The organism is Cronobacter sakazakii (assembly GCF_000982825.1).
Classification (GTDB): domain Bacteria; phylum Pseudomonadota; class Gammaproteobacteria; order Enterobacterales; family Enterobacteriaceae; genus Cronobacter; species Cronobacter sakazakii.
Window position 1 is genome coordinate 4,321,625 of record NZ_CP011047.1, and the last position, 25,402, is coordinate 4,347,026.

At 60.8% G+C, this 25,402-nt stretch carries 22 protein-coding genes; 5 read left to right on the top strand and 17 right to left on the bottom strand.

Features of this window, described 5'->3' with window-relative positions; genetic code table 11:
- Nucleotides 1-3: 3 nt before the first annotated feature.
- From yajC to queA, 3 genes are all read right to left on the bottom strand, one after another.
- A complete protein-coding gene (yajC, locus tag CSK29544_RS20490) occupies nt 4-336 on the bottom strand; it encodes a preprotein translocase subunit YajC (RefSeq protein WP_004387762.1) in 333 nt (110 codons plus the stop codon).
- Nucleotides 337-357: 21 nt separating this feature from the next.
- The gene (gene tgt / locus CSK29544_RS20495) at nt 358-1,485 is read right to left on the bottom strand and encodes a tRNA guanosine(34) transglycosylase Tgt (protein ID WP_004387763.1); all 1,128 of its coding nucleotides are present in this window, start codon (nt 1,483-1,485) and stop codon (nt 358-360) included.
- A gap of 111 nt (nt 1,486-1,596) precedes the next feature.
- Nucleotides 1,597-2,667: a tRNA preQ1(34) S-adenosylmethionine ribosyltransferase-isomerase QueA gene (gene queA / locus CSK29544_RS20500; protein ID WP_004387764.1), complete on the bottom strand. Its 1,071-nt coding sequence runs from the start codon at nt 2,665-2,667 to the stop codon at nt 1,597-1,599.
- A gap of 101 nt (nt 2,668-2,768) precedes the next feature.
- On the opposite strand from queA, the gene acpH reads away from it, so the two are divergent.
- Nucleotides 2,769-3,350: an ACP phosphodiesterase gene (gene acpH, locus CSK29544_RS20505; RefSeq protein ID WP_007902215.1), complete on the top strand. Its 582-nt coding sequence runs from the start codon at nt 2,769-2,771 to the stop codon at nt 3,348-3,350.
- Here the strand turns inward: acpH and CSK29544_RS20510 are convergent, their stop codons facing one another.
- The 7 genes from CSK29544_RS20510 to phoB form a co-directional block, all read right to left on the bottom strand.
- The gene (locus CSK29544_RS20510; RefSeq protein ID WP_007902218.1) at nt 3,351-4,721 is read right to left on the bottom strand and encodes a DUF3999 family protein; all 1,371 of its coding nucleotides are present in this window, start codon (nt 4,719-4,721) and stop codon (nt 3,351-3,353) included.
- A complete protein-coding gene (locus CSK29544_RS20515) occupies nt 4,718-7,444 on the bottom strand; it encodes a DUF2339 domain-containing protein (RefSeq protein WP_029039071.1) in 2,727 nt (908 codons plus the stop codon). Before CSK29544_RS20515 ends, CSK29544_RS20510 begins: the two co-directional genes overlap by 4 nt.
- A gap of 84 nt (nt 7,445-7,528) precedes the next feature.
- Nucleotides 7,529-9,346, bottom strand: coding sequence for a maltodextrin glucosidase (gene malZ / locus CSK29544_RS20520; RefSeq protein WP_029039070.1), 1,818 nt, complete (start codon nt 9,344-9,346; stop codon nt 7,529-7,531).
- A 168-nt stretch (nt 9,347-9,514) separates the two neighbouring features.
- On the bottom strand, nt 9,515-10,882 hold the full coding sequence (gene proY, locus CSK29544_RS20525; RefSeq protein ID WP_007791389.1) for a proline-specific permease ProY: 1,368 nt from the start codon (nt 10,880-10,882) through the stop codon (nt 9,515-9,517).
- Nucleotides 10,883-10,952: 70 nt separating this feature from the next.
- Entirely contained in the window at nt 10,953-12,272 is a 1,320-nt protein-coding gene (gene brnQ / locus CSK29544_RS20530; protein ID WP_007902236.1) for a branched-chain amino acid transporter carrier protein BrnQ, read from the bottom strand.
- A gap of 398 nt (nt 12,273-12,670) precedes the next feature.
- Entirely contained in the window at nt 12,671-13,984 is a 1,314-nt protein-coding gene (phoR, locus tag CSK29544_RS20535) for a phosphate regulon sensor histidine kinase PhoR (protein ID WP_007902237.1), read from the bottom strand.
- A 22-nt stretch (nt 13,985-14,006) separates the two neighbouring features.
- On the bottom strand, nt 14,007-14,696 hold the full coding sequence (gene phoB, locus CSK29544_RS20540; protein ID WP_004387771.1) for a phosphate response regulator transcription factor PhoB: 690 nt from the start codon (nt 14,694-14,696) through the stop codon (nt 14,007-14,009).
- 198 nt (nt 14,697-14,894) lie between these two features.
- On the opposite strand from phoB, the gene sbcD reads away from it, so the two are divergent.
- Nucleotides 14,895-16,109 carry an exonuclease subunit SbcD gene (gene sbcD / locus CSK29544_RS20545; RefSeq protein WP_007902239.1) on the top strand — a complete coding sequence of 405 codons (1,215 nt, stop codon included), beginning with the start codon at nt 14,895-14,897 and terminating at the stop codon, nt 16,107-16,109.
- Nucleotides 16,106-19,255 carry an exonuclease subunit SbcC gene (gene sbcC, locus CSK29544_RS20550; RefSeq protein WP_007902241.1) on the top strand — a complete coding sequence of 1,050 codons (3,150 nt, stop codon included), beginning with the start codon at nt 16,106-16,108 and terminating at the stop codon, nt 19,253-19,255. The genes sbcD and sbcC overlap by 4 nt, the downstream gene beginning before the upstream one ends.
- A 38-nt stretch (nt 19,256-19,293) precedes the next feature.
- Here the strand turns inward: sbcC and mak are convergent, their stop codons facing one another.
- The gene (gene mak, locus CSK29544_RS20555; RefSeq protein WP_007902243.1) at nt 19,294-20,205 is read right to left on the bottom strand and encodes a fructokinase; all 912 of its coding nucleotides are present in this window, start codon (nt 20,203-20,205) and stop codon (nt 19,294-19,296) included.
- A 126-nt stretch (nt 20,206-20,331) separates the two neighbouring features.
- On the opposite strand from mak, the gene rdgC reads away from it, so the two are divergent.
- Nucleotides 20,332-21,243 (top strand): recombination-associated protein RdgC, encoded by a 912-nt coding sequence (gene rdgC, locus CSK29544_RS20560; protein WP_032976422.1) that lies wholly within the window; start codon nt 20,332-20,334, stop codon nt 21,241-21,243.
- Nucleotides 21,244-21,276: 33 nt separating this feature from the next.
- Here rdgC and ppnP read toward each other — a convergent pair whose 3' ends face one another.
- From ppnP to aroL, 4 genes are all read right to left on the bottom strand, one after another.
- Nucleotides 21,277-21,561 carry a pyrimidine/purine nucleoside phosphorylase gene (gene ppnP, locus CSK29544_RS20565; protein ID WP_007902259.1) on the bottom strand — a complete coding sequence of 95 codons (285 nt, stop codon included), beginning with the start codon at nt 21,559-21,561 and terminating at the stop codon, nt 21,277-21,279.
- An 83-nt stretch (nt 21,562-21,644) separates the two neighbouring features.
- The gene (locus tag CSK29544_RS20570) at nt 21,645-22,322 is read right to left on the bottom strand and encodes an AroM family protein (RefSeq protein WP_007865143.1); all 678 of its coding nucleotides are present in this window, start codon (nt 22,320-22,322) and stop codon (nt 21,645-21,647) included.
- 259 nt (nt 22,323-22,581) lie between these two features.
- Entirely contained in the window at nt 22,582-22,773 is a 192-nt protein-coding gene (gene yaiA, locus CSK29544_RS20575; protein ID WP_004386841.1) for a protein YaiA, read from the bottom strand.
- A gap of 52 nt (nt 22,774-22,825) precedes the next feature.
- Nucleotides 22,826-23,350 carry a shikimate kinase AroL gene (gene aroL / locus CSK29544_RS20580; RefSeq protein WP_007902263.1) on the bottom strand — a complete coding sequence of 175 codons (525 nt, stop codon included), beginning with the start codon at nt 23,348-23,350 and terminating at the stop codon, nt 22,826-22,828.
- Nucleotides 23,351-23,711: 361 nt separating this feature from the next.
- Here aroL and CSK29544_RS20585 point away from each other — a divergent pair, with 361 nt between their 5' ends.
- The gene (locus CSK29544_RS20585; RefSeq protein ID WP_029039069.1) at nt 23,712-24,488 is read left to right on the top strand and encodes a DUF2076 domain-containing protein; all 777 of its coding nucleotides are present in this window, start codon (nt 23,712-23,714) and stop codon (nt 24,486-24,488) included.
- Here the strand turns inward: CSK29544_RS20585 and CSK29544_RS20590 are convergent.
- Together CSK29544_RS20590 and CSK29544_RS20595 are read right to left on the bottom strand one after the other, a co-directional pair.
- Nucleotides 24,485-24,940 carry a YaiI/YqxD family protein gene (locus tag CSK29544_RS20590; protein WP_007865124.1) on the bottom strand — a complete coding sequence of 152 codons (456 nt, stop codon included), beginning with the start codon at nt 24,938-24,940 and terminating at the stop codon, nt 24,485-24,487. The two genes, CSK29544_RS20585 and CSK29544_RS20590, sit on opposite strands and share 4 nt — an antisense overlap.
- A complete protein-coding gene (locus CSK29544_RS20595) occupies nt 24,940-25,395 on the bottom strand; it encodes a DUF421 domain-containing protein (RefSeq protein WP_004386845.1) in 456 nt (151 codons plus the stop codon). Before CSK29544_RS20595 ends, CSK29544_RS20590 begins: the two co-directional genes overlap by 1 nt.
- Nucleotides 25,396-25,402 lie beyond the last annotated feature (7 nt).

Sequence of the window (25,402 nt, forward strand, 5' to 3'; positions counted from 1 at the left end):
GAATTACAGCGCCTTCATGGTGCCTTTCGGCAGGACGGCTGCGACGAAGTCACGCTTGATAACCACTTCGGTGGTGTCGTTCAGAGCGATAGCAATGTAGCCGTTTTCCGCTACTTTGGTCACGCGACCCACCAGACCACCGTTAGTGAGCACTTCATCCCCTTTGGCGATGGAGTTCATCAGGTTTTTATGCTCTTTGGTACGCTTCTGCTGCGGACGCAGGATCATGAAATAGAAAATCAGACCAAACACGACCAGCATCAGGATCAGAGACATCGGGCTGCCCTGCGCCGGCGCACCGCCAGCGGCTACCGCGTCAGAAATAGAAAAGCTCATTCAAATTCCCTCATTATTAAATTAATCAACGTTCAACGGTGGCACCGGCCGCCCCTGGCGTTGGTAGAAATCCGCGACGAAGTGCTCTAATTTACCCTCTTCAATAGCCTTGCGTAAACCAGCCATTAAGCGCTGATAGTGGCGAAGGTTATGAATGGTATTGAGCCGCGCGCCCAGTATTTCGTTGCAACGGTCAAGATGATGCAAGTAGGCGCGTGAATAATTGCGACAGGTATAGCAATCACACTCAGGATCCAGCGGCCCCGTATCGCTTTTGTACTTCGCGTTGCGGATTTTCACTACGCCTTCGGTGACGAAAAGATGGCCGTTACGCGCGTTGCGCGTCGGCATGACGCAGTCGAACATATCGATGCCGCGACGCACGCCTTCGACCAGATCTTCCGGCTTGCCCACCCCCATCAGGTAGCGCGGCTTGTCCGCCGGGATCTGCGGGCAGACATGCTCAAGAATGCGGTGCATATCTTCCTTCGGCTCACCGACAGCCAGGCCGCCGACAGCGTAGCCATCAAAGCCTATCTCTACCAGACCTTTCACGGAGATATCGCGTAAATCTTCGTAAACGCTGCCCTGAATAATGCCGAACAGCGCGTTTTTGTTGCCGAGGCTGTCAAAGCGGTCGCGGCTGCGTTTCGCCCAGCGCAGAGACATCTCCATAGAGCGCTTCGCGTAGTCCCAGTCTGCCGGGTATGGCGTGCACTCATCGAAGATCATCACGATGTCAGAACCGAGATCGAACTGGATCTCCATCGATTTTTCCGGGTCAAGGAAGATAGGATCGCCGTTGATCGGGTTGCGGAAATGCACGCCCTGCTCGGTAATTTTGCGAATATCGCCCAGGCTAAAAACCTGGAAGCCGCCGGAATCGGTGAGGATCGGGCCTTTCCACTGCATAAAATCGTGCAGGTCGCCGTGCAGCTTCATGATCTCCTGGCCTGGACGCAGCCAGAGGTGAAAGGTATTGCCGAGGATAATCTGCGCGCCGGTGGCTTCCACTTCTTCCGGCGTCATGCCTTTGACGGTGCCGTAAGTGCCCACGGGCATAAACGCCGGGGTTTCCACGACGCCGCGATCAAATACCAGGCGGCCGCGGCGCGCGCGGCCATCGGTCGTATCAAGTTCGAATTTCACGTTTTTCTCCACATCAGAGAGACAGTCTGATGATTAATGTTACAGAGTGAGGGCGCCCCTCACCCCGGCCCTCTCCCGTTAAGGAGAGAGAAAAAAGCGGCAAGCGCCCGGTTATTCTCCCGGACGCTCGTTAATGGCCTGCGGATTGTACGTGATGTACATCGCATCGCCGTAACTAAAAAAGCGATACTCCGCTTTTACCGCTTCGCGGTAGGCGTTCATGGTGTGCTTATAGCCCGCGAACGCCGACACCAGCATGATGAGCGTCGATTCCGGCAGGTGGAAGTTGGTCACCAGCGCGTCGATCACTTTGTACTGATAGCCCGGATAGATAAAAATCTGGGTGTCTCCGAAAAACGGCGCGATAAGCGCGTCTTGCGCTGCCTGCGCGGCGCTCTCAAGCGATCGCACCGATGTGGTGCCAACGGCGACGACTTTATTGCCGCGCGCTTTCGCGGCCAGCACCGCGTCGACCACCTCCTGCGGCACTTCGGCGTATTCAGAGTGCATCACGTGATCTTCGATGCTCTCAACGCGTACCGGCTGGAACGTCCCCGCGCCGACGTGCAGCGTGACAAACGCCATCTCAATGCCTTTCGCGCGCAGGCGCTCAAGCAGCGGCTCATCAAAATGCAGGCCTGCGGTCGGTGCCGCGACAGCGCCCGGTTTCTGGCTGTAGACGGTCTGATAAAGCTCGCGGTCAGCCTCTTCATCCGGGCGTTCAATGTAAGGCGGCAGCGGCATATGGCCGATGCTGTTCAGAATATCCAGCACCGGGCGCTCGTCGTTAAACTGCACTTCGAACAGCGCGTCATGGCGCGCGGTCATCGTGGCGTTTACGCTTTCATCATCGCCCAGCAGAAGTTCCGCGCCCGGCTTCGGCGCTTTAGAGGCGCGGATATGGGCCAGCACGCGATGGTCGTCGAGCATACGCTCCACCAGCACTTCAATTTTGCCGCCGCTCGCCTTGCGGCCAAAGAGGCGCGCCGGGATCACGCGGGTATTGTTAAACACCAGCAGATCGCCGGGGTTGAGCTTATCGAGCAAATCGGTGAAAGTGCCGTGCGTGAGATCTCCCGTCGGCCCGTCGAGCGACAGCAGGCGACAGGCGCTACGCTGGGCTTGCGGATAGTGAGCTATCAGGGATTCGGGTAATTCAAAAGAGAAATCGGTCAAACGCATGGCTGGAACTCTGACATAAAAAACAGGCGGCTAGTCTAGTGCCGGGGCGCGCTCCCTGCAACTGATAAGCCGCTTTATCTCTCTTTAAGGAAAGGATCGTTATGAATTTTCTTGCCCATCTGCATCTGGCGCATCTGGCGCAAAGTTCGCTGCCCGGCAATCTGATGGCGGACTTCGTGCGCGGCAAACCGGATGAGCTTTATCCGGCGGATGTCGTGGCGGGAATTTACATGCACCGGCGCGTGGATGTGTTGACCGATAACCTGCCGGAAGTGCGCGAAGCGCGCGAGTGGTTCCGCCCCGAAACCCGCCGCGTAGCGCCGGTGACGCTGGATGTCATGTGGGATCACTTTCTCTCGCGCCACTGGGCGCAAATCTCGCCGGAGATCCCGCTTGCGGAATTTATCGCGCACGCGCACGCCCAGATTTTACCGACGCTGCCCGACGCGCCGGAGCGCTTTGTGAATCTTAACAACTACCTCTGGCGCGAGCGCTGGATGGAGCGCTACCGCGAGATGGACTACATCGCCCGCGTGCTTAACGGCATGGCGACCCGACGGCCGAAACTCGCGGCCCTGCGCGACTCCTGGGACGATCTCAATACCCATTACGCCGCGCTGGAGCGCCAGTTCTGGCGCTTTTATCCGCGCATGATGGCGATGGCGCACGAGCAAACGCTCTGATTACGCCGCTTTTTCGCCGCGAATCTCGCGCCACAGCCGCCAGGCGAGCAGCAGCAACCCGGCGGCGCCCGCCACCAGCACGCCCCAGATAATCCAGGTATAGCGCGCGTTGCGCTGCGCGCTGGCATCTTTGGCCGTCAGCCGCGCGTCGCCGCCGAGCGTCACCGCTTTAACCGCCTGCGCGTAAGGCAACATCTCCGGATCGTGAGAGCCCGGCACCAGCGTTTGTAGCTCCAGCGCCTGCGTTTTAGCGGCACCATTGCCCCAGGCGAGCAGGAACGGGCCGCTGCCCTGGGCATTAAACACCAGCGTTTTTTCGTCGCGCTCGCCGGTCACTTCCGGGAACGCGTCGCCAAAGCGCTGGTTCACCGCCCGCACGCGGAGCGCGGAAATCAGCTCGCCGCGCAGCGGCAGCGTCACCGCCGGGCGCTCCGGCAGGCGATAAATAACCGTGCGGGCGAGCGGCTGCCACGCCATGTTATCCGCGCTGCGATACTCAATCTCCACCGGCACAACGGCGTTCTCAAGCTGCGGGCGCAGCGTCAGGGCATCGAATGGCTGTGGCCGCGCCCAGCGATACACGGCGGTGTTATCGTTTTCTTTCTCGCCATGCGCGGCAAGCGTGACGCGCCGCGCCTGTACGTGCGGTGCCTGCCACTGTCCGGTAGCCGAGGTAAAATCAAGCGGCGCGCTGGCGTTTTTCACCACCACTAGCAGGTATTTCGCGCCAAAGAGTGACGGGGCACCGCTGAAATCCACCGTGTTCTGCAACAGCCGCTGATTGCCGGAGGCTAAATCCAGCAGCGGCGCATCCGCGATGATCGGCTGCCAGTCGCGCATCGTCTCGCTCGCGAGCACGTCCACGCGCGCCTGCCAGCCGTTGACCTGTTGTGGCCACGCCAGTTGCAGCTGTGTCAGTGCGCGCTCGCCGTTGTTCTCGCCAAGCGGGATCAGCCAGCTCGCGCTCAGTTGCTCTACCGGCGCGTTTTCCATGCGGATCTGCACGCCAGACGGCGAGGTTAACAGCACCGTGCGCTGCTCTTCTTCGCTGGTTTTAACCGGCTGTGCGTCAAGCCTGTAGACCGTCAGCGGCGCGCGTTGCGGCGCAGGCGCGGGCGGCGTGGTGGTGTCGAGCGCAAACGGCAGGCTTGCGCCCTGCGCATTAAACACGCGAACATCGCGCAGATCCGGCCAGGCGCTCTGCGAATAGACGGCCTCCGGCAGCGGCAGCCGGTACCACGGCGACTGCCCTTCCACCGCAAGTTCCACACCGCGTGCATAATCCTGCGGACGCTCGGCGCGAGGGGTGTCGTCACTGGCCGCGCAGGTGGCGGCGAACGCCCAGACAAGGGCAACCCATAACTGTTTCATTCTGCCTCTCCCTGACGGGCATTGACCGGCTGCGCCGCTTTCGGCGGCAGCGGTGAGAAATAACCGACAATCAGCACCAGCACCGCGACGCCGATAAACGCCACGGCGCGCGCAAGCCCGCCGCCGCCTGCGCTGTCCACCAGCATCAGCTTCACAATCACCACGCCGAGCAGGCCCGCGCCGCAGAACCAGCCCTGACGCGCGCCTTTACGCGTGGCGCTCACCATCACCAGCAGCGCCAGCAACATCCAGAGCAGCGCGAACGTGGTCTGGACCAGACGAGAATCCCACAGCGCGTCGGACTGCCACGGGATCCCCCCGATCCACGCAAGCGTACGCAGCACCAGCCCGTTGCCCCACCAGAACAGCAGCGCATACCAGACGAGCGGCGCCCACGGCTGCGCCTGCTGTAACAGCGGCGACCAGAAGCGCGTAAGCAGCCGCCACCAGCCCAGCACCGCCAGCAGCGCGAAACCTGCGCCAAGCTCCAGCGGGTTGATCAACGGCAGGTACGGCCAGTCGATTGTTACGCCGCTCATCAGGTTGCCCGCAAGCAGTAAAAATGCCAGCACCGGCGCGACCGGCAACAGCCCCGGCCCGCTGTAAAGCGCAGGCCACTGCGCGCACGGCCACAGGCCGCGCCGGAGCGCGCCGTTCACCAGCAACACAATAGCGGCGCTGACGGCGAGGATAATGCCGGTCTGCCACGCCTCGCTGCCCCACGGCAGGCTGTCGGTAAACCACCAGGTTTCCGCGCCAGCGGCAAGGAGCAGCATCCAGAACAGCGACAGATGCAGCGCCTTCTGAAGGCGAACCGGCAACGCGCCGGCATCACGGCGCAGCAGCCAGAGCGCGCACGGCAGCGCCAGACACCAGACGAGGCTGTGCCAGCCCGCCAGCACCAGCGCGCCGTCAATAACGATGTGACAAGCCAGCATCAGCGCCATGCCCGGCCACAGCAGCCAGACGGCGTAAGCGAGATCCGGCCACGCCGCTTTGCGCGATGCGGCGCGCCACAGCAAGACGGAGAGCGTCAGCAGCGCAAGCGCCAGGGCAAGCCCGGTGGAGATATCCGTAAACGCCCAGCGGGCAGTCTGCAGCAGCGCCACCAGCCAGAAGGCGATGCCCGCACCAAGATGCGCCCGGCTCACCTGCCGCTGCGGTTCTCGCCACAGCCAGCCGCCCGCCAGCCAACAGAGCGCCAGCACCGCGCTGATAAACGCCGCGTTAAGCAGCGTAATACCATCAACCCATGCGTAAACAGCGCTGGCCGCCGCAAGCGTCAGCAGCGCGCTGCCGCTGTAGCTCATCCGACGCTGCGTCTGCTGCATGCCAAACCACAGCAGCCCCAGCCCTTCCAGCGCCCAGGCGAGCGCCGTCCAGCGGGCCGACAGCGCCAGCGGAATAGCGAGCGTGACAAACGCGCCGCCGAGCGCCAGCCCGCCCAGCGCCAGTATCCGCCCATCCTGCGAATAGCGACGCAGCGCGGCGCGCGCGAGCAGCAAATAGACCAGCCCGAAGCCGAGCGCCGAAAACGCCGGGCCATACGTCCAGTGGCGGGTAATCGCATACTGCATCCCAAAGCCGACCAGCGGCGGCGCGAACAGCATCACGCCATCGACGATTTTCTTGCGACCCTGCGCGCGCAGCGACAGCGCCACGCAGACGACGCCGAAGAGCAGAATATTGGCGATAAGAAAGAGCTGGCAGCTCAGCCACTCGTCCGGCTGATAACCGTTGATGCCCCAAAGGCCCGCCACGCCAAAGGTAAACAGCAGGCCAAGCAGATTAAGCTCGCGCCAGTGCTGCCAGACGCTGACGGCGGCGATGCCCACCGACAACAGCAGATAGAACGAGAAGAGTGCGATGTGACTGCCGCCGCCAGTTGAGAGCAGCAGCGGCGCGAGATAGCCGCCGAGGCTCGCCAGCATCGCGAGGCTTAACGCGCGTTGCAGCACGGCCAGCGCGACGCTCGCGGCGCACACCACCAGCATCAGGCCGAAGGCGAGCGGCATCGGCAACATCTGCCAGAGCCGGAACGCGCCGAAAATCGTGATATAGAGCGCGCCCACCGCACCGCCCTGAAGGATCAGCGCATAGACCGGCGTTTTGTGGCGCAGCCGCCAGCCGAAGGCCAGCAGCACCAGCGCGGCGACGCCCGCGCCCGCGACGCGCAGCTCAAGCGGCAGCAGATCGCGCTCAACGCTGTAGCGCAGCAGGAAGGAAATCCCTAAAAAGAGAAGAATGACACCGATTTTGGCGAGCGGGTTGCCCTGCATAAACCAGCGCGTCAGGCTGGTGATAAGCCCGCCTGACGCCGCGGCATGGCGCGGTTCCGGCGCGGGTTCTTCGCGGCGCGTAGCGGCGGCGGGCGCAGGGGCTTTCGCCGCGTTGCGCACCGCCTGCGACCAGACCGGCGGCGCGTCCGCAGGCGGCTGCGGTTCAGGCTCCGGCGCTGCCGCGGTTTCAGGCACCGGTTCGGGTTCTGGCGCGACAAACACGGGCGCAGGCTCCGGCGCAGGCGTTGCCACTGGCGCGGTTTCCACACCCGGCGGCGCAGACGCCGCGGCAAGCCGCGCTTCCAGCGTCTCTATGCGATTACGCAGGCGATGAAGTTCGGTTTCGTTACGCGCGCTGCGTTTTAGCGCCATGATGGCTATCACCGGCACCACAACCACGCAGAAGAGCGCAATCAGAGCAGCAAATACAAAAATCTCATCCATTGATTTCAGACCCTGCGGCAGAAGTGCGGCTACTTTCCCATATCTGAATGAAAAGCGGTATTCCTTTACCGCGTTTCGTTACGCTTATCGCGAATGCAGGATCACCGCCGCGCCTGCGGCGAGCCGCAGCGTCTGCCCTTCCAGCGCGGCGTCGCCCTCTTCGCGCGTCCAGGCCCAGTCATCAAGGAGCGGCGAGAACGGCAGTGTGATTTCACAAGCCGCGCCGCGGTTCAGCGCCACCAGCACGCGCTCCTGCCGGAAGACACGCGTAAACACAAAGACGTCGCCTTTCGCATACACCACCTGGCATGCGCCGGAACGCAGCGCCCGGCTGCGGTGGCGCAGGCGCGCGAGCCGCTGATAGAGCGCCAGCAGCTCGCCGTCCTGCTGTGTTTTATCCCACGGGAACGGCTGGCGGCAGAACGGATCGTTACCGCCTTCCACGCCCACTTCATCGCCATAGAAAACGCACGGCACGCCGGGCCAGCAGAAAAGCCACACCGCCGCCGCCCTGATGCGCGCCGGGTCGCCTTTGGCGACCGTTTTAAAACGCGCGGTATCATGGCTGTCGAGCTGGTTAAACATTCGCAACTGCTGCTCGTGCGAGAGCGCGGCGCGATACTCATCCATCCACCGCGCGCAGTCGGCGGCGTCAAGCTGCTGTGGCTCAAGGCCGTGATCGACGCCCGCAAGAAAGCTCCACACCGGCGTCGTAAAGCCGCGGTAGTTCATAGCCGCATCTTCCACGTCGTTTTGCAGCCACTGGCGCGCGTCGCCGAAATGCTCACCGAAGACAAACGCTTGCGGATTCACCGTTTTGGCCGCGCGGGTGATCCCCTCAACGTGGCGCAGGTTTGCTTTCGCGCCGCCGCTTTCCCCGAGCATATGCACCACATCGAGCCGCCAGCCGTCGATGCTCCAGGGCGCTTTCAGCCAGTGTTTCACCACGCTCTCTTCGCCTGCGTAAATCTCTTCCACCACATCGCGCTCAGCGAAATCGAGTTTCGGCAGGCTGTCGTAGCCGAGCCAGCAGAAGGCGTGACCGTCCTCGGCGAAGGTGTACCAGTTGCGCGTCGGCGAATCCGGGTGATGGCACGCCCCGTCGGTGCCGTGATTCTGGCGATCGAACCACGGGTGCGTATCACCGGTGTGGTTAAAGACGCCGTCCAGAATCAGGCGCATATCCGCTTCACGCGTTTTTTCACGCAGGCGCAGCAGCGCTTCATCGCCGCCGAACTGCGGATCGACGTGGCGATAATCGGCGGTGTCATATTTATGCACGCTCGGCGCGCTGAAGATAGGGTTGAGATAAAGCGCCGTGACGCCGAGTTTTTTCAGGTACGGCAGTTTTTCGCAGATACCGTCGAGATCGCCGCCGTAAAACGTCGAGCCGCCCGCCTCTGCGCTGACCGGCTCGTGCCAGTCGCGCAGAATGATGTCGTGGCCCTGGGCGTGGTGGAAATAGATGTTGTCCTGCTGCGCGCCGCGCGGCGTGCTGCGGGCGAAGCGGTCCGGGAAAATCTGGTAGAACACCTGATCCTGCACCCATTGCGGGCCGTCGTCCGGCGCGTCGATGGCAAACAGCGCCAGCCGGGCGGGCGGAAACTCACTCAGCCCCAGCGGGCTGAACCACTGCTGGCGATCGCCCCATAACAGCTTAAAGCAGTAGCGGCGGCGCGGCTGGCCGTCGCCGAGCGGAATGCTCGCCTGCCACGCGCTGACCTGCGGATGCGGCGCGGCGGTCAGACGCTTCATTTCAAAGGGCGTTTCTTCGTTATCGCGCTCGTAACGCAGCATGACCTTTTCCGGCAGCGCGTCGCCCGCAAGCCAGAGGGTAATGAGTAATTTCTCCCCCTGCCGGTGAATAAAGGGCGCAACGGGGAGATGCCAGGCATTCAACATACACTTTGATCCTTAATCGACAGAAAACAGGCGCATCTTTCCACAGGGGCAACCGCCCGCCTTCCTCATTCTGGATTTTATTGGGGGAGGAGACGGGAGGCGGAGAAACAGAAGTGAGCGTAGAGCGAAAACGACATCCCCGCCAGGCGGCGGGGATGAGAGGGCGCGTTATGCGGAAAGTCGGGCGTCGCGGCGGCGTTTAAACACCCAGCCCACCAGCAGCAGCGCAATCCACGCGAAACCGACGTAGAGCGAAATGCGGGTATCGGGGTGATAGCCAATCAGCGCGATGATAAACGCCAGGAAAATCAGGCCGACGATAGTCGTCGCCACGCCGCCCGGCACTTTGAATTTCAGCGCCTTGACTTCATCCGCGCTCAGGCGACGGCGGAACGCCACCTGCGAGAGCAGGATCATTATCCAGACCCAGACGGTCGCAAAGGTCGCGAGTGACGCAATCACCAGGAAGACATTTTCCGGCATGATGTAGTTGAGGTACACCGCCAGCAGCATCGCAAAGCACATCACCACCACCGTCACCCACGGAATGCCGCGGCGCGAGGTTTTGGCGAACACTTTCGGCGCGCTGCCCTGCTCAGCCATGCCGTGCAGCATACGGCCCACGCCAAACACATCGCTGTTAATCGCCGACAGCGAGGCCGTCAGCACCACGAAATTCAGAATGCCCGCCGCAACGGTGATCCCCATATGCTGGAAAGTGAGCACAAACGGGCTGCCGTTGGTGCCGACTTCATTCCACGGGTAAATAGACATAATCACGAACAGCGTGCCGACGTAAAACACCAGAATACGCAGCGGCACAGAGTTAATGGCGCGCGGAATGGATTTGGCCGGATCTTTCGCTTCACCGGCGGTGATGCCGATAATCTCGATGCCGCCGTAGGCGAACATCACCATTTGCAGCGCCATGACGGTGCCAATCCAGCCGTTCGCGAAGAAGCCGCCGTTACTCCAGAGATTATGGATGCCGGTCGGCTGACCGCCGTTGCCGATACCCCAGACAATGATGCCGATACCGGCCGCGATCATGATGATAATGGTGGCGACTTTAAAGAACGAGAACCAGAACTCCAGCTCACCGAAGACTTTCACGCTCATCAGGTTAATGGCGCAGATGATAAGCACCACGCTCAGTACCCAGACCCAGTGCGGCACCGTCGGGAACCAGACACCCATATAGATGCCGAACGCGGTGACGTCGGCAATGGCGACAATCAGAATTTCAAAGCAGTAGGTCCAGCCGGTGATATAGCCTGCGAGCGGGCCAAGGTTATCCTGCGCGTAGCGAGAAAATGAGCTCGCCGCCGGGTTATGCACCGACATTTCGCCAAGCGCGCGCATGATGATATACGCCGCCACGCCGCCGATAATGTAAGCCAGCAGTACGCTCGGGCCCGCCATTTTGATGGCGTCCGCCGAGCCGTAAAACAGGCCGGTGCCAATCGCTGAACCCAGCGCCATAAAGCGGATGTGTCTTGTACTCAATCCGCGCTTGAGCTTGTTCTCGTTTTCCATCTTTCCAGTACCACGTCATACAATAAAAAACCACGGAGCCAGGCCCCGTGGTTCAACAATCAACCGACGATCAGTGAGCGGTGGTTGTCACGCTCCGTCCGGCCGCACGATCCCAGAGCGCCGCCGCCAGCGTAATCGCGACGGCCGGCAGCAGCCAGGCCAGCCCCTGATCCGCCATCGGCAGTTTCTGAGTCCAGGCCGGAAGGATACCGCTTATCGCCGAGGCTTTCACCCCATCAATCAAACCAAACAGCAGACTGACCGCCATCGCCGGGGCGATAACACGGCCCGAATTATGCCACCAGCCGCGGGTAAAGCTCAGCACAACGAGTGCGATACACGGCGGATAGATGGCCGTCAGCACCGGAATGGAGAACTGAATCAGCTGGCTTAAGCCAAGGTTCGACACCACCATCGAGAAGAGACCCAGGATAAACACCAGCGCGCGGTAAGAGAGCGGCAGATACTGCGCGAAAAACTCAGCGCAGGCGCAGGTCAGGCCGACCGCCGTCACCATACACGCGAGGAAGATCAGCGCCGCCAGCAGGAAGCTGCCCGCACCACCGAAGGTGTGCTGAACATACGCATGCAGAATCGCCGCGCCGTTGGCGGACTGATCCACCAGCGTCGCGCTGTCAGAACCGAGACGGAACAGCGCCAGGTAGAGCAGCGTCAGGCCGACGCCCGCCATCAGGCCCGCGAAAATGGTGTAGCGCGTCAGCAGACGAGAATCAGACACGCCGCGCGAACGCGCCGCGTTGACGATAACAATCCCGAACACCATTGCGCCGAGCGTATCCATCGTCAGATACCCGTTCACGAAGCCGTTAGAAAACGCCGCTTTCTGATAGGCGTCTGTCGCCACGCTGATATCACCCGCCGGCCAGACAATCGCCGCCACCGACAGCACCACCAGCGCGATGATTTTCAGCGGGGCCAGGAAGTTGCCCACGGTATCCAGCAGTTTGCCCGGATAGAGCGACACCAGAATCACCAGCGCGAAATAGACCAGGCTGTAGATGAGCAGCGGCAGCGCGCCGTCGCCGGTGAGCGGCGCAATACCCACTTCAAACGACACGGTCGCGGTGCGCGGCGTCGCGAACAGCGGCCCGACGGCCAGATAGCACACCGTCGCCAGCAGAATGCCCGCGACGCGGCCAATCGGATGGCTCAGGCTGTCAACGCCACCGCCAACTTTCGCCAGCGCCACCACGGTCAGCACAGGCAGACCCACGGCGGTAATAAGAAAGCCGATCGCCGCCGTCCAGACATGCGGACCGGCCTGCAAACCAACCATGGGAGGGAAAATAATATTGCCCGCGCCGACAAACAACGCAAAGGTCATAAACCCCAGTGCGATAATGTCGCGCGATTTTAAACGATGGGTCATAAGATTTACTGCCTGTGGATGTGGTGTTGAAATTGACTAATTTTTTATCGCCAGTCACCTGACGAAAACGCGGCTATTTGCAGAGCTGACAGCGGGATATGCTTCCCGATTACGCTGGCGAAGAATTGTTTTTCGATTTACCAGGTAAAAACAGTCGGTCTGGCAATAGCAGGGGCGCAATTTAAACGCTTATAACGTTTAAAGGCAAGACAGGATCGTAAAACCAGACCTTTATGCCAGATCTAAGTTTCAGAGCAGTGATAAAATCTAAAATCGTAAAAAACCTCCGGCGATTCGCGCGAGCAAAAAAGCGACAAACGCTGTAAAAAGCGTTCAGAGTCGGCGAAAAAATGAATAAGGCCAGCTTATGGCTGGCCCTGGAAAGAAAGGTTGACGAATTAAGCGTCAGAAAGCGCTTTGGCGGGCGCGGAGACGATTAACCGCTCCGGCAGGAGGAAGGAAAACGTCGTGCCTTTGCCAGGCGTACTTTCAATCTCCAGACGCGCGTCGTGGTGCGTCAGCGCATGTTTCACAATCGCAAGCCCTAACCCGCTGCCGCCCGTCTGGCGCGAGCGCGCTTTATCAACTCGATAGAACCGCTCAGTGAGGCGCGGAATATGCTCCGCAGCAATCCCCGGCCCGGTGTCCGCCACGCTAAAGCGCGCGCCGTTCGCCACGTGCTCCCAGCGCACCGTGATGTGCGTCCCGGCAGGCGTATGGTTGACCGCGTTATACACCAGGTTTGAAATCGCGCTACGCAACTGCTCGTCGTTGCCAAGCACTTTAAGCTGCGGATCGACCTCAAACGTGAAGGTATGCTTCTGCTGGCTCAGCGTCTGCGCCTCGCGCTCCACCACCCGCAGCATCATCGGCACGTCGATGGTTTCGTTAAGCTGCATCGCGGGTGCCGCCTCGATTTTCGAGAGCGTGAGTAGCTGTTTCACCAGCCCTTCCATGCGGAAGGTCTGCTCGCGCATGGTGTGCAGCGCTTTTTCACGCAGCGGCCCTTCGAGCGTCTGCTCGTGCATCATCTCCAGATACCCCTGCAACACGGTGAGCGGCGTGCGCAACTCATGGCTGACGTTTGCGAAGAAGTTGCGCCGCGCGCCTTCGAGCTGATGCATCTGCGTGACGTCGCGCGCCACCATCAGCAGTTGATCTTCGCTGTACGGCATCACGCGAAACTCAAGATGACGCCCGTTATTGAGCACCAGGTGCAATGGCCGGTTGAACTCCTTGCCGCGCAGATAGCTGGTGAATTCCGGGTAGCGCAGCAGGTTTAAGATGTTCTGGCCGTTATCGTCGGGCCAGCGCAGGCCGAGAAGCTGTTGCGCAAGGCCGTTACACCAGAAGATGACGCCCTCTTCCGTGGTCAGCACCACGGCGTCCGGCAGGGATTCCGCGCCGCTGCGAAAGCGTTTGATAAGATTGCCCAGTTCGCGGCGGCGTTTTTTATTGCGCAACTGCATCTGGTGCAGGCCGTAGAGCAGCGGCTCCCAGCTCCCGCTGCCGGGCGGCGGCGTCATGCTGCGATCCACCCACAGCCACCAGGAGAGCCGCAGCAGATTCCAGAAATGCCAGATAAGCAATCCGGTCACTGCCGCCAGTAAAAACCATGCCAGATAGCCGAATATCGCCCCGAGCACCAGCGCCGGAATACAGCAGAGCAACAGCTCCAGCACCAGTCTTTTCCATGACAGCCGTTCCAGCACGCGTCACACTCCTGTTTTGGGTTTAAAAACGGGTTGAGAACCGATAACCCGTGCCGCGCACCGTCTGAACCATTCTGTCATGACCACTCTGCTCCAGCGCCTTACGCAGGCGGCGGATATGCACATCCACGGTGCGATCTTCGACATACACATTGGTGCCCCAGACGTTATTCAGCAGCTGTTCGCGGCTGTAAACGCGCTCCGGGTGCGTCATAAAGAAGTGTAACAGCTTGAATTCGGTCGGCCCCATATCGAGGGGATTTTCGCCGGTCATCACGCGGTGGGATGACGGATCGAGGCTTAAGCCCTGCATTTCGATAACTTCATCAACGGCCATCGGCGAGATACGGCGCATAACCGCTTTAATACGCGCCACCAGCTCTTTCGGGGAGAACGGTTTGGTAATGTAATCGTCAGCCCCGGTTTCCAGGCCACGCACGCGATCTTCTTCTTCGCCGCGCGCGGTCAGCATCACCACAGGAATTTCGCGGGTCAGCGCTTCGCGTTTGATATGTTTAATAAACTGGATCCCCGATCCGCCGGGCAGCATCCAGTCCAGCAAAATCAGATCGGGCCAGGGCTCATTGAGTTGATTCACCGCACTGTCATAATCTTCCGCTTCCACCGGCTGGAAGCCGTTTTGTTCCAGTACGAAACACACCATCTCGCGGATAGGTGCTTCATCTTCAACGACCAGAATACGTCTCGCCATGATTCGCCCTGTTAAATAAAGTAAACAGTATGTTATGCGGCGCCATTATGCGTCAGATTTATGACAGATTTATGAAAAAGATGACCGTTAGATGACCTGTCAGCACGCCGGGAAAAACCCGGCGGCGCGACGAAACAGGACACCCGCCGTACTGGATGTTTATAATCCCCTTCTCGCTTTTTCGCCACAGGGCATTCCATGCGTATTCTGCATACCTCAGACTGGCATCTTGGACAAAATTTTTACGCCAAAAGCCGTGCCGCCGAACATGAAACTTTTCTCGACTGGCTGCTGGAGGCGGCGATAGCGCATCAGGTGGATGCGATTATCGTCGCGGGCGACATCTTCGATACCGGCGCGCCGCCAAGCTATGCGCGTGAGCTCTACAACCGCTTTGTAGTCAAACTCCAGGCGGCGAACTGCCCGCTTATCGTGCTTGGCGGCAACCACGATTCGGTCGCGACGCTCAATGAATCCCGCGAACTGCTGGCCTGCCTGAACACGCAGGTTATCGCGAGCGCGCAGCTCACGCCAGAAACGCAGGCCACGCTTTTGTACCGCCGCGACGGCGAGCCGGGTGCCGTGCTCTGCCCGGTGCCGTTTTTACGCCCGCGCGACGTACTGCGAAGCCTCAGCGGGCAGTCAGGCCGTGAAAAGCAGCAGCAACTGCTGGAAGCCATCAGCCTGCACTACCAGCAGAGCTATGAGGCCGCGTGCGCGCTTCGCGGCGAGCGTAACCTGCCGATTATCGCGACCGGCCATCTGACCACCGTCGGCGTGACCAAAAGTGACGCGGTGCGCGACATCTATATAGGCACGCTCGACGCCTTCCCGGCGGACCGCTTTCCGCCCGCCGATTATATCGCGCTCGGACATATTCACCGCGCCCAGAAAGTGGCGGGCTGCGAGCATATCCGCTACAGCGGCTCGCCGATTGCGCTGAGCTTTGATGAAACCGGCAAAGAGAAAAGCGTTTATCTGGTGGAGTTTGCAGACGGCAAACTGCGCGATGTCACAGCCCTGCCGGTACCGGTCAGCCAGCCGTTGGCGGTGCTGAAAGGCAGTCTGGAATCCATTACCGCGCAGCTCGAACAGTGGCGCGACGCGCCGGATGAGCCGAAAGTCTGGCTCGATATCGAAATCGACACCGGCGAGTTTCTGCATGATATGCACCGTCAGATAAGCCAGCTTACCGAAAGCCTGCCGGTGGAAGTCGTCCTTCTGCGTCGCAGCCGAGAAATGCGCGAGCGCGCGCTCGGCACGCTCAGCACCGAAACGCTCAGCGAGCTGGGGCCGGAAGAGGTGTTTGAACGCCGCCTGGAGCTGGAATCGCTTGAGGAGCCGGAGAAAGCGCGCCTGCGCACGCTCTTCGCCCGCACGCTGGAGAGCCTGCACGAGGAGGACGAGGCATGAAAATCTTAACCCTGCGCCTAAAAAACCTGAACTCGCTGAAAGGCGAATGGAAAATCGACTTTACCGCCGAACCGTTCGCGAGCAACGGGCTCTTCGCCATTACCGGCCCGACCGGCGCGGGCAAAACCACGCTGCTCGACGCCATCTGCCTTGCGCTCTACCACCGCACGCCGCGCCTGAACGCGCTGTCGCAAAGCCAGAATGACCTGATGACGCGCGACACCGCCGAGTGTCTGGCGGAAGTGGAGTTTGAAGTCAAAGGCGTCGCCTGGCGCGCCTTCTGGAGCCAGAGCCGCGCGCGCGGCCAGCCGGACGGCAATTTACAGGCCCCGCGCGTGGAGCTGGCGCGCTGCGAAGACGGCAAAATCGTCGCCGATAAAATCAAAGACAAACTCGACAGAATTGCCGCGCTGACGGGCCTGGATTACGACCGCTTCACCCGTTCGATGATGCTCTCGCAGGGGCAGTTTGCCGCGTTTCTCAATGCCGAAGCCAAAGCGCGCGCCGAACTGCTGGAAGAGCTGACCGGCACCGAAATCTACGGTCAGGTCTCGGCGCGTATTTTCGAACAGCATAAAGAAGCCCGCAGCCAGCTTGAGAAGCTTGAATCGCAGGCGCAGGGCGTGCGGCTGCTGGACGAAGCGCAACGGGAAAGCTTAACCACAGGTTTGCAGGCGCTTACTGACGAGGAAAAAACGCTGCTTGCCCGCCAGCGCCAGTTACAGCAAGAACACCTGTGGCTGACGCAGCGTACCGCGCTTGCCAGCGCGCTCGACGCGGCGCGCCATGCGGCGGCGGCGGCAGATCAAGCACTACAGGCCGCCGCGCCGGATCTCGCGCGGCTTGAAGCGGCGCTACCGGCGGAAAAACTGCGTCCGGCGTGGCTGCGCTGTCAGGAGCTGGAAACCGCCCTTACCGCCACCGGTCGTCAGCATGAAGAAGTAAGCGTTCGCTTACAGGAAAGCCAGCAGCGCCGCCGGGAGATCCGCCAGGCCGCCGCACAACAGGCGCAGGCGCAGACGGCAGAACTCACACAACTTGGCCAGTGGCTGACGGAGCATGACCGCTTTCGCCTCTGGAGCAGCGAGCTCGCGGGCTGGCGCGCGGTGCTGGCGCAGCAGAAACGCGACCGCGACCAGCTACGCGCGCTGAACGAGACGCTCGACGCCACCCGCCGCAAGCGCGACGCGCTGCCGGACGCCGGGCTTACGCTCTCGCCGGAGGACGCCGCGCAGGCGCTGGCGCAGCTTAACGAACAGCGTCCGCTGCGCCAGCAACTTGCAACGCTCCAGTCATCCTTTACGCCCCTGACGCGCCGTAAAGCGCGCCTGCAGGAGACGAACAGCGCGCTGCAAACGCAAATTCAGCACGCCGAACAGCTGCTGGCGCAAAAGCGTCAGGATTACAAAACTAAACAACAGGAGGTGGAGCGCGCAAAAGCAGTCTGCGATCTGGAACAGCGTATCGCAAGCCTCGTTGAGGAGCGCGCGCGCCTGCAACCCGGCAGCCCCTGCCCGCTGTGCGGCGCGACCGAGCACCCGGCCGTGGAGGCGTATCAGGCGCTGAAGCCCGACGCGAGCCGCCTGCGTCTTGCGCAACTGGAGCAGGAGAAAGAGCAGCTCGGCACCGAGGGCGCGGCGCTGCGCGGCCAGCTCGATGCGCTGATGAAACAGCGCCAGCAGCAGGAAAGCGAAGCGGCAAGCCTGCTGGAAGAAGAGCAAGCGCTCACCTCACAATGGCAGACGCTCTGCGCGGCGGCAGGGCTCACTCAGGCACCGGGCGACGATCTTACCTCCTGGCTTGACGAGCAGACCCGCCGCGAACAGCAGTTGCACCTGCTGCGCGAGCGTCAGATGCTGGAGGCCACGCTTGAAGGCACACAGCGCCAGGTCACGTCGCTGGAAGCCGCCTGGCAGACGCAGCAGGCGGCGTTGCGCGATCAGTTAGCCGGCTTCGCCCTGCCTACCCCGGATGACGACAACCCCGCGCCGTGGTTCGCCGAACGTGAAGAAGAGGCGCGCCGCTGGCAGCAAAATCACGAGCGTCAGCAGCGCCTGCGCGAACAGCTTGCCGCCTGTGAAGCGCTGCTGACCCTGCTGCCGCAGGAGGGTGATGCGCAGGCGGCGTCGCTCGCTGCAGACGACCTGCCGCGCGCGGGCCAGGAGATCCATACGCGCTGTTTATCGCTGGAGGCGCAGTGGCAGACGCTCGGCGCGCAGCTTCTGCAGGAGCGCGCGCGCTACCAGAGCGCCGTGCAGGCGTTCGAGGCGGCGCTCGCCGCAAGCCCGTTTGCGGATAAAGCGGCGTTTCTCGCCGCCCTGCTGGATGACGCCGCCCGCAGCCACCTTGAAGCCCAAAAACAGCGGCTGGAGCGCGAGCGCGAAACGCAGCACACGCTGCTTGCGCAGGCGCAGCAGGCGCTGGAGCGCCACCTGGGCGCGCGCCCGGCATCGTTGGAAGAACAGGCTGACGCTCAGCAGAGCGAAGCCGCGCTCGCGGCGGTCACGGAGCAACTGCGCGATAACACCACGCGCCAGGGGGAACTGCGCCAGCAGTTACGCCAGGATGAAGAGAGCCGTACGCAACTGGCAGTGCTTCTTGGCCAGATTGACGAGGCCAGGCGCGAGGCCGACGAATGGGGCCAGCTCAACCATCTGGTCGGCTCGCAGAAAGGCGATAAATTCCGTAAGTTCGCACAAGGGCTGACGCTGGATAATCTGGTCTGGCTCGCCAATAACCAGCTGACGCGCCTGCATGGCCGCTACCTGCTTAAACGCAAGCTGAGTGAGGATCTGGAGCTGGAAGTGGTGGACACCTGGCAGGCGGACGCGGTGCGCGACACCCGCACGCTTTCCGGCGGCGAAAGCTTCCTGGTGAGTCTTGCGCTGGCGCTGGCGCTCTCGGATCTGGTGAGCCACAAAACCCGCATCGATTCGCTATTTCTGGATGAGGGCTTCGGCACGCTGGACGCCCAGACGCTTGATACGGCGCTGGATGCCCTTGACGCGCTGAACGCCAGCGGCAAAACCATCGGCGTCATCAGCCACGTGGAGGCGATGAAAGAGCGTATCCCGGTGCAGATCAAGGTCAGAAAGATTAACGGCCTTGGCGTGAGCCGCCTGGCGCGCGAGTATCAGGTCGATTAAGGCCGATAAAAAGGGGCGTTGCGCCCCTTTCTTTTATATTAACGCACCACCGGCCAGAGCCACGCCGCACCGCGCACGCCGCTCGAATCGCCATGCACCGCTTTGCGCACCGGCGTTTCGCACTCGCCGCCAAACACCCAGTGTTTCATCAGCGGCGGCACGGTTTTATAAAGCCGGTCGACATTGCTCATGCCCCCACCGAGCACAATCACATCCGGGTCGAGAATATTGACGATATGCGCCAGCGATTTCGCCAGCCGCATCTCATAGCGGCTGAGCGCAAGCTCCGCCAGCGCGTCCTGCGCCTCCACCAGCCGGATGATTTCGCTGCCCTTAAGCGGCTGGCCGCTTAAGCGATGATAGTCGGTCGCAAAGCCCGTGCCGGAAATAAAGGTTTCGATACAGCCCTGCTTGCCGCAGTAGCACGGTACTTCTTCACGGTAGCGCAGTTCGTCTTCATCCATCCACGGCAGCGGATTATGGCCCCACTCGCCCGCGTTGCCGTTGGCCCCGATATGGCTCATGCCGCCAAGCGCGATGCCGGAGCCGCAGCCGGTGCCGATGATAACCGCAAAGACCGTCTGCGCGCCCTTCGCCGCGCCGTCGACCGCCTCCGACACGGCAAAGCAGTTAGCATCGTTGGCAAGCCGCACCTCACGAGAAAGCCGCGCGCTGAGGTCTTTATCCAGCGCCTGACCGTTCAGCCACGTGGAGTTGGCGTTTTTAACGACGCCCGTATACGGCGAGAGCGTACCCGGAATGCCGACGCCGACAGTGCCGCTCTCGCCGGTCTCTTTTTCGGCAAGCTCCACGAGACCGGCTATCGTCTCGATGGTTTGCGGGTAGTCGTCACGCGGCGTCGGCACGCGGTGGCGAAAGCGCTGCTCGCCGTCATCGCCAAGCGCAATCACTTCGGTTTTGGTGCCGCCTAAATCGATCCCAATACGCACGTCTGCTTCCTCATATTCAATGACTTACCAGGAGAGTAGATAACCTGCCCGTGAAAGGCAATGAAACGCCGCGGCTGATTCGTTATCATGCCCGCTGCGTTTAACTACCAGGCCGTGGAAATTAACATGCTGTGGTTCAAAAATTTAATGGTTTACCGTTTAAACCGCGACGCCGCGCTGCGTACGGATGAGATGGAAAAACAGTTAGCTGCGTTTACCTTCACCCCGTGCGGCAGCCAGGATATGGCGAAAACCGGCTGGGTGCCGCCCATGGGCGGCGGCAGCGACGCGCTTACCCACGCCGCCAACGGCCAGATTGTGATTTGCGCGCGCAAAGAAGAGAAAATTCTGCCAGCGCCGGTAATCAAACAGGCGCTGGAGGCGAAAATCGCCCGTCTGGAGGCCGATCAGGGCCGCAAGCTTAAAAAGACGGAAAAAGATTCGCTGAAAGATGAAGTGCTGCATTCGCTGCTGCCGCGCGCCTTCAGCCGCTTCAGCCAGACCATGATGTGGATCGATACCACCAGCGGGCTTATCGTGGTGGACTGCGCCAGCGCCAAAAAAGCGGAAGATACGCTGGCGCTGCTGCGTAAAAGCCTCGGCTCGCTGCCGGTGGTGCCGCTGACGCTGGAAAACCCGATTGAGCTGACGCTCACCGAATGGGTGCGCGCTAATAATGTGCCGCAGGGTTTTCAGCTGCTGGACGAAGCGGAGCTTAAGGCCATTCTGGAAGATGGCGGCGTGATCCGCTGTAAAAAGCAGGAGCTGGTGAGCGACGAGATCGCGGTGCATATCGAAGCTGGAAAAGTGGTCACCAAACTGGCGCTCGACTGGCAACAGCGCGTGCAGTTTATGTTGTGCGACGACGGCTCGCTGAAACGCCTGAAATTTGCCGATGAGCTTCGCGATCAGAACGACGACATCGCCCGTGAAGATGTGGCGCAACGCTTTGACGCCGATTTCACGCTGATGACGGGCGAACTGGCGGCGCTGATCCAGAACTTAGTGGAAGCGCTGGGCGGCGAAGCCCAGCGTTAAGACGCTCGCGTCGCCCCGCCCGGGGCGGCGCGCTTACAGGTAGCGGCAGAGATAGGATGTCGGTTCGGCCACCTGCAGATGAAACTCGCTGTGCCCAGTCACATGAAACACCTGCCCCGCTTCATACGTTTTCCATTCGGTTTCGCCCGGCAGCAGCACATGCAGCGCGCCGCTGACCACCGTCATCTCTTCCGGCTGGGCCGTGCTAAAGGTGTACTCCCCTTCCGCCATCACGCCGACGCTTGCGCGGCCCGTGCTGCTGCTGGTGAAGCCGATAGATTTCACTTTACCGGAAAAGTATTCGTTACTCTGAAGCATAAGCAGGCCCTTACTGAAAAAATGGTTGGAAAAACAATATAGAGGGCCAGCCGGAGCGCTGTCACGCAAATTGTGACAACGGCTCAGATAAGCAGTTCGGAAGCGAGACGCGCCACCAGGACATTACTGAGTAATACCGGCACATCCAGCGCTTTTTGCAGCAGATCGCGGTGTTTTTGATGAAAGCCGAGGCAGTCGAGCAGCAATACATCCGCGCCACGCGCGAGCAGATCGCGCCCGGCACCAACCAGCTCATCTTCTGTACCGTAAAACGGGTTCGCCAGCGCGTACAGCGGCGGGTTTTCCAGCACCTGCCATTTCTGCGCCTGGATATCCATAAGCTCCGGGATCGGCACAATCACGCCTACCTGGTGCCCGTCGACAATGGAAGCGACCAGCGGCGGAATAATGCGTTCGGGCTCCAGCAGTATCGCGTTGCGCGCGCGAAGCCCCGAAAAACGCTGCGTACTCATCAGTAAAATGACGTCATAACCCTGGTTATCGAGCACTTCAATCACGCTTTGCAGCGCCCTTTCGGTTTTGGCTTTCGATACCGTCGCTTTTTCACCGTCGGCGAGCATGGTGATTATCGTCTCTTCATGGCCCGACGCGCCATAATCATCCATCGCCTCGGCGCGCGACAGTTTCCCCATCAGGCTGATATGGGTGATGTGCTGTTCATCGATATGTTCGGTTAACAGCGGGAGGATCTCACTGACGGGCACTACGCCGATGGTAAGTATGGCCAGAGTCGCACGCATTTTTATCGCCTTGGTTTACAGCTTCTCAAACAGTTAACGACACCTTTCACCCGGAACTTGAGCGCAAGCGAAAGATGGATCACAAAGCGTAGCAGCTTCCGGGCCTTATCCGGAGAAAAAAGCCCTCTGCCGCTTAACAATAATCATAACGTATCGTTAACATTAGGTTTGGATGAAAGGTGTGATGCAAAGCGGTAACGACTCATTTTCGGAGTGGCGGAAAGCGCAGCGTAACGCGCGCGCTTTCCGCTGGTCGGGGTCAGGATTTGTCCGGGTCTTCGTAACGGCGCTTGGCGTCCAGCGCTTCCTGCTCGGTAGGGTGTTCACTAATGAGCGAATCCGGCTCGGGGTGATCGGCACGGAGCTGATAACTGGTGACGGTTTTGCCCGGCACGCCTTTTTCAACGGGAACCACGCGCGCTTCGCGCGGATAAGGGGGTCTGGTCGGCATAGCGCTTCCTTGTTTATCGGTCAGAAGCGTTAAGTATAGACAATCCCGTCAGTTAGCTGGCGTGGGCAACCTGCAGTGCGTCAATAATGCGAGAGACGATAACCGCGGGCGCGTCGGCGGCGTCAATCACATGGTGAGCGCACTCGCGATAGAGCGCATCGCGCACCGCCAGCACATCAGCGATTTCTTCCGTCACCGGCTTGCCGGTAAGCGTCGGGCGCTGCCCCGCCTCTGGGAAGGCTTCAAGCCGCTGCGCCAGTACCTCAACCGGTACGTTGAGATAAATCACCACGCCATGCGCGCGCATAAACTCGCGGTTCTCATCACGCAGCACCATGCCGCCGCCGGTCGCCACGACCGTTGCGGGCGCGGTGACCGCCTGTAACGCTTCGCTTTCACGGGCGCGAAAACCCGGCCAGCCCTCTTTCTCCACCACTTCAGCGACCGTCATCTGCGTATGTTCCCGCAGCCAGCGATCGGTATCGGCAAAGCCGTACGCCAGCGCGCGTGCCAGCGCCTCGCCGGTGGTGGTTTTTCCGCAGCCGCGCGCGCCGATTAAATAAATGGGTTGATTCATGGATGGATTACCTCGCCTTCCGCCTGCGGCGAAAGGGTTAGACAGCAGGCCGTAAGCCGTGAGTTTAACAACAAACTAGTACATAAGACAGGCGTAAATTTAAACTTACAAAAGAGTCCGGACACAGCGACATTCCGCGCAGGACAACCCTTCTTTCGTTTTAAGGGTGTAAAGCCACGATACCACTGACGGGCAGTCGTCAGGCGCGCCCACCATACTTGAAAGAGCCCACTGAACACAACCCCGCTGTCCGCCGCACCCGGTTACATATTTCTTATTTCCTTTACGCGCCGGATATTTACAAGCGCCGATTTTTCTCCAGACTTAACTATTGACGCGTTCAATGACAGAGGGATGAATCATGCAATCTGAAGAGCAACGTCTGATTGACGGGCTTTTTGACCGACTCAAAGCCGCCGGTGAAAACAGCGCGCCGCGCGACGCGGACGCTGAGCGCTGGATTGAGCAGCATATGCGCAACCAGCCGGGTGCCGCCTATTACATGGCGCAAACCATTCTTATCCAGGAAGCGGCCATGAAACAGCTCAATGGCCGTATTCAGGCGCTCGAAGCGGAAGTGGCGCAGCTTAAGCAGTCGGCGAGCCGCCAGCAGAGCAGCGGCGGTTTCCTGGCTGGCCTCTTTGGCGGCAACAAGAGCGAGCCGGAAGCCCCGCGCCCGCAGGCCACGCCGCGCGGCTCCGATCCCATCCCCGGCGCGCAGCAGTACCAGAGCGCACCGCAGGCAGGCTACGCCCCGCAGCAGGCAGCCCCCCAGTATTACAATAACGCCCCACGCGGCGGCGGCTTTATGGCGGGTGCCTTGCAGACCGCCGCTGGCGTGGCGGGCGGCGTGGTGCTCGGCAATATGCTGACCAGCATGTTCAGCCACCATCAGCCGGAGGAGATCGTCAATATCATTAACGAACCCGCGCAACCGGCGGATAACAGCCCGGTCAACGCCGTTGAAGATTACAACCAGGCGGATGACAGCCAGTTCCTGAACCAGGACGCCGGGCTGCAGCAGGACAACGGCAACGACTACGTGCCTGCCAGCAGCGATGAAGACTGGAATAACGATTTCGCGGGCGATGACTTTGGCGGCGACGATTTCGGTGGTGATGACGATAACTGGGTTTAAGACTGACGCTTTTTGCCGCTGAGCCACTTATCGAGTTCAGCGGCGAATTGCTGACGGTCGCGCTGGCTTAAGGCATCCGGGCCGCCGGTCTGGATGCCGCTGGCGCGCAGCGTATCCATAAAATCGCGCATCGTCAGGCGCTCACGAATGGTGGCCTCGCTGTAGCGCTCGCCGCGCGGGTTCAGCGCCACCGCGCCTTTGGCTATCACTTCCGCCGCCAGCGGAATATCCGCCGTCACCACCAGATCGCCTGGCTCGCAGCAGCGCACAATTTCGTTATCCGCCACGTCAAAACCGGCAGGCACCTGGCGGGCGCGGATGAACTTTGACGGCGGCACGCGCAGCGGCTGGTTCGCCACCAGAATCACCGGCGTCTCGGTACGCTCGGCGGCGCGGAACAGCACTTCTTTAATCACTTTCGGACACGCATCGGCATCCACCCAGACTGGCATTACGACTCCTGATTGTCGGCGGGAATAATGGAGATTTTGCCATTTTTCTCAAGGATGGCGAATTTTATCTCTTCCAGCCGCTCGATCCCCTGGCTGGTGCGGGCCGAGCTTAAAATATCCTCCCGCGAGATCCCCGCTTTTTTCATGCGCGCCGTCAGCAGGCGGCCATTTTCCACCAGGATGAGCGGCGAGCCGTCGAGCAGCAGATCGAGTCGCGGAAACGCGTTTTTCACATAGCTCAGCAGAATATCGAGCACAATCAGCGTAATGATGGTGATCGCCGCACCGGTAAACGAGAAGTCGTTACCGAGCAGCGCCTGCTGGGTGGCTTCACTGATGATTAACAGCAGCACGAAATCAAACGAGTTCATCTCCAGCAACGTGCGGCGACCGGCGATTTTCAGCACCACCAGCAACAAAAAATACATGCCTGCGGCGCGCAATACGCTATCCATGATGTTC

Bases quoted from the DNA above. Each gene is read 5' to 3' on its own strand.
- yajC (WP_004387762.1), bottom strand. From the start codon at position 336: ATGAGCTTTTCTATTTCTGACGCGGTAGCCGCTGGCGGTGCGCCGGCG.
- queA (WP_004387764.1), bottom strand. From the start codon at position 2,667: ATGCGTTTGACCGATTTCTCTTTTGAATTACCCGAATCCCTGATAGCT.
- acpH (WP_007902215.1), top strand. From the start codon at position 2,769: ATGAATTTTCTTGCCCATCTGCATCTGGCGCATCTGGCGCAAAGTTCG.
- CSK29544_RS20510 (WP_007902218.1), bottom strand. From the start codon at position 4,721: ATGAAACAGTTATGGGTTGCCCTTGTCTGGGCGTTCGCCGCCACCTGC.
- CSK29544_RS20515 (WP_029039071.1), bottom strand. From the start codon at position 7,444: ATGGATGAGATTTTTGTATTTGCTGCTCTGATTGCGCTCTTCTGCGTG.
- malZ (WP_029039070.1), bottom strand. From the start codon at position 9,346: ATGTTGAATGCCTGGCATCTCCCCGTTGCGCCCTTTATTCACCGGCAG.
- proY (WP_007791389.1), bottom strand. From the start codon at position 10,882: ATGGAAAACGAGAACAAGCTCAAGCGCGGATTGAGTACAAGACACATC.
- brnQ (WP_007902236.1), bottom strand. From the start codon at position 12,272: ATGACCCATCGTTTAAAATCGCGCGACATTATCGCACTGGGGTTTATG.
- phoB (WP_004387771.1), bottom strand. From the start codon at position 14,696: ATGGCGAGACGTATTCTGGTCGTTGAAGATGAAGCACCTATCCGCGAG.
- sbcD (WP_007902239.1), top strand. From the start codon at position 14,895: ATGCGTATTCTGCATACCTCAGACTGGCATCTTGGACAAAATTTTTAC.
- sbcC (WP_007902241.1), top strand. From the start codon at position 16,106: ATGAAAATCTTAACCCTGCGCCTAAAAAACCTGAACTCGCTGAAAGGC.
- rdgC (WP_032976422.1), top strand. From the start codon at position 20,332: ATGCTGTGGTTCAAAAATTTAATGGTTTACCGTTTAAACCGCGACGCC.
- ppnP (WP_007902259.1), bottom strand. From the start codon at position 21,561: ATGCTTCAGAGTAACGAATACTTTTCCGGTAAAGTGAAATCTATCGGC.
- CSK29544_RS20570 (WP_007865143.1), bottom strand. From the start codon at position 22,322: ATGCGTGCGACTCTGGCCATACTTACCATCGGCGTAGTGCCCGTCAGT.
- yaiA (WP_004386841.1), bottom strand. From the start codon at position 22,773: ATGCCGACCAGACCCCCTTATCCGCGCGAAGCGCGCGTGGTTCCCGTT.
- aroL (WP_007902263.1), bottom strand. From the start codon at position 23,350: ATGAATCAACCCATTTATTTAATCGGCGCGCGCGGCTGCGGAAAAACC.
- CSK29544_RS20585 (WP_029039069.1), top strand. From the start codon at position 23,712: ATGCAATCTGAAGAGCAACGTCTGATTGACGGGCTTTTTGACCGACTC.
- CSK29544_RS20590 (WP_007865124.1), bottom strand. From the start codon at position 24,940: ATGCCAGTCTGGGTGGATGCCGATGCGTGTCCGAAAGTGATTAAAGAA.
- CSK29544_RS20595 (WP_004386845.1), bottom strand. From the start codon at position 25,395: ATGGATAGCGTATTGCGCGCCGCAGGCATGTATTTTTTGTTGCTGGTG.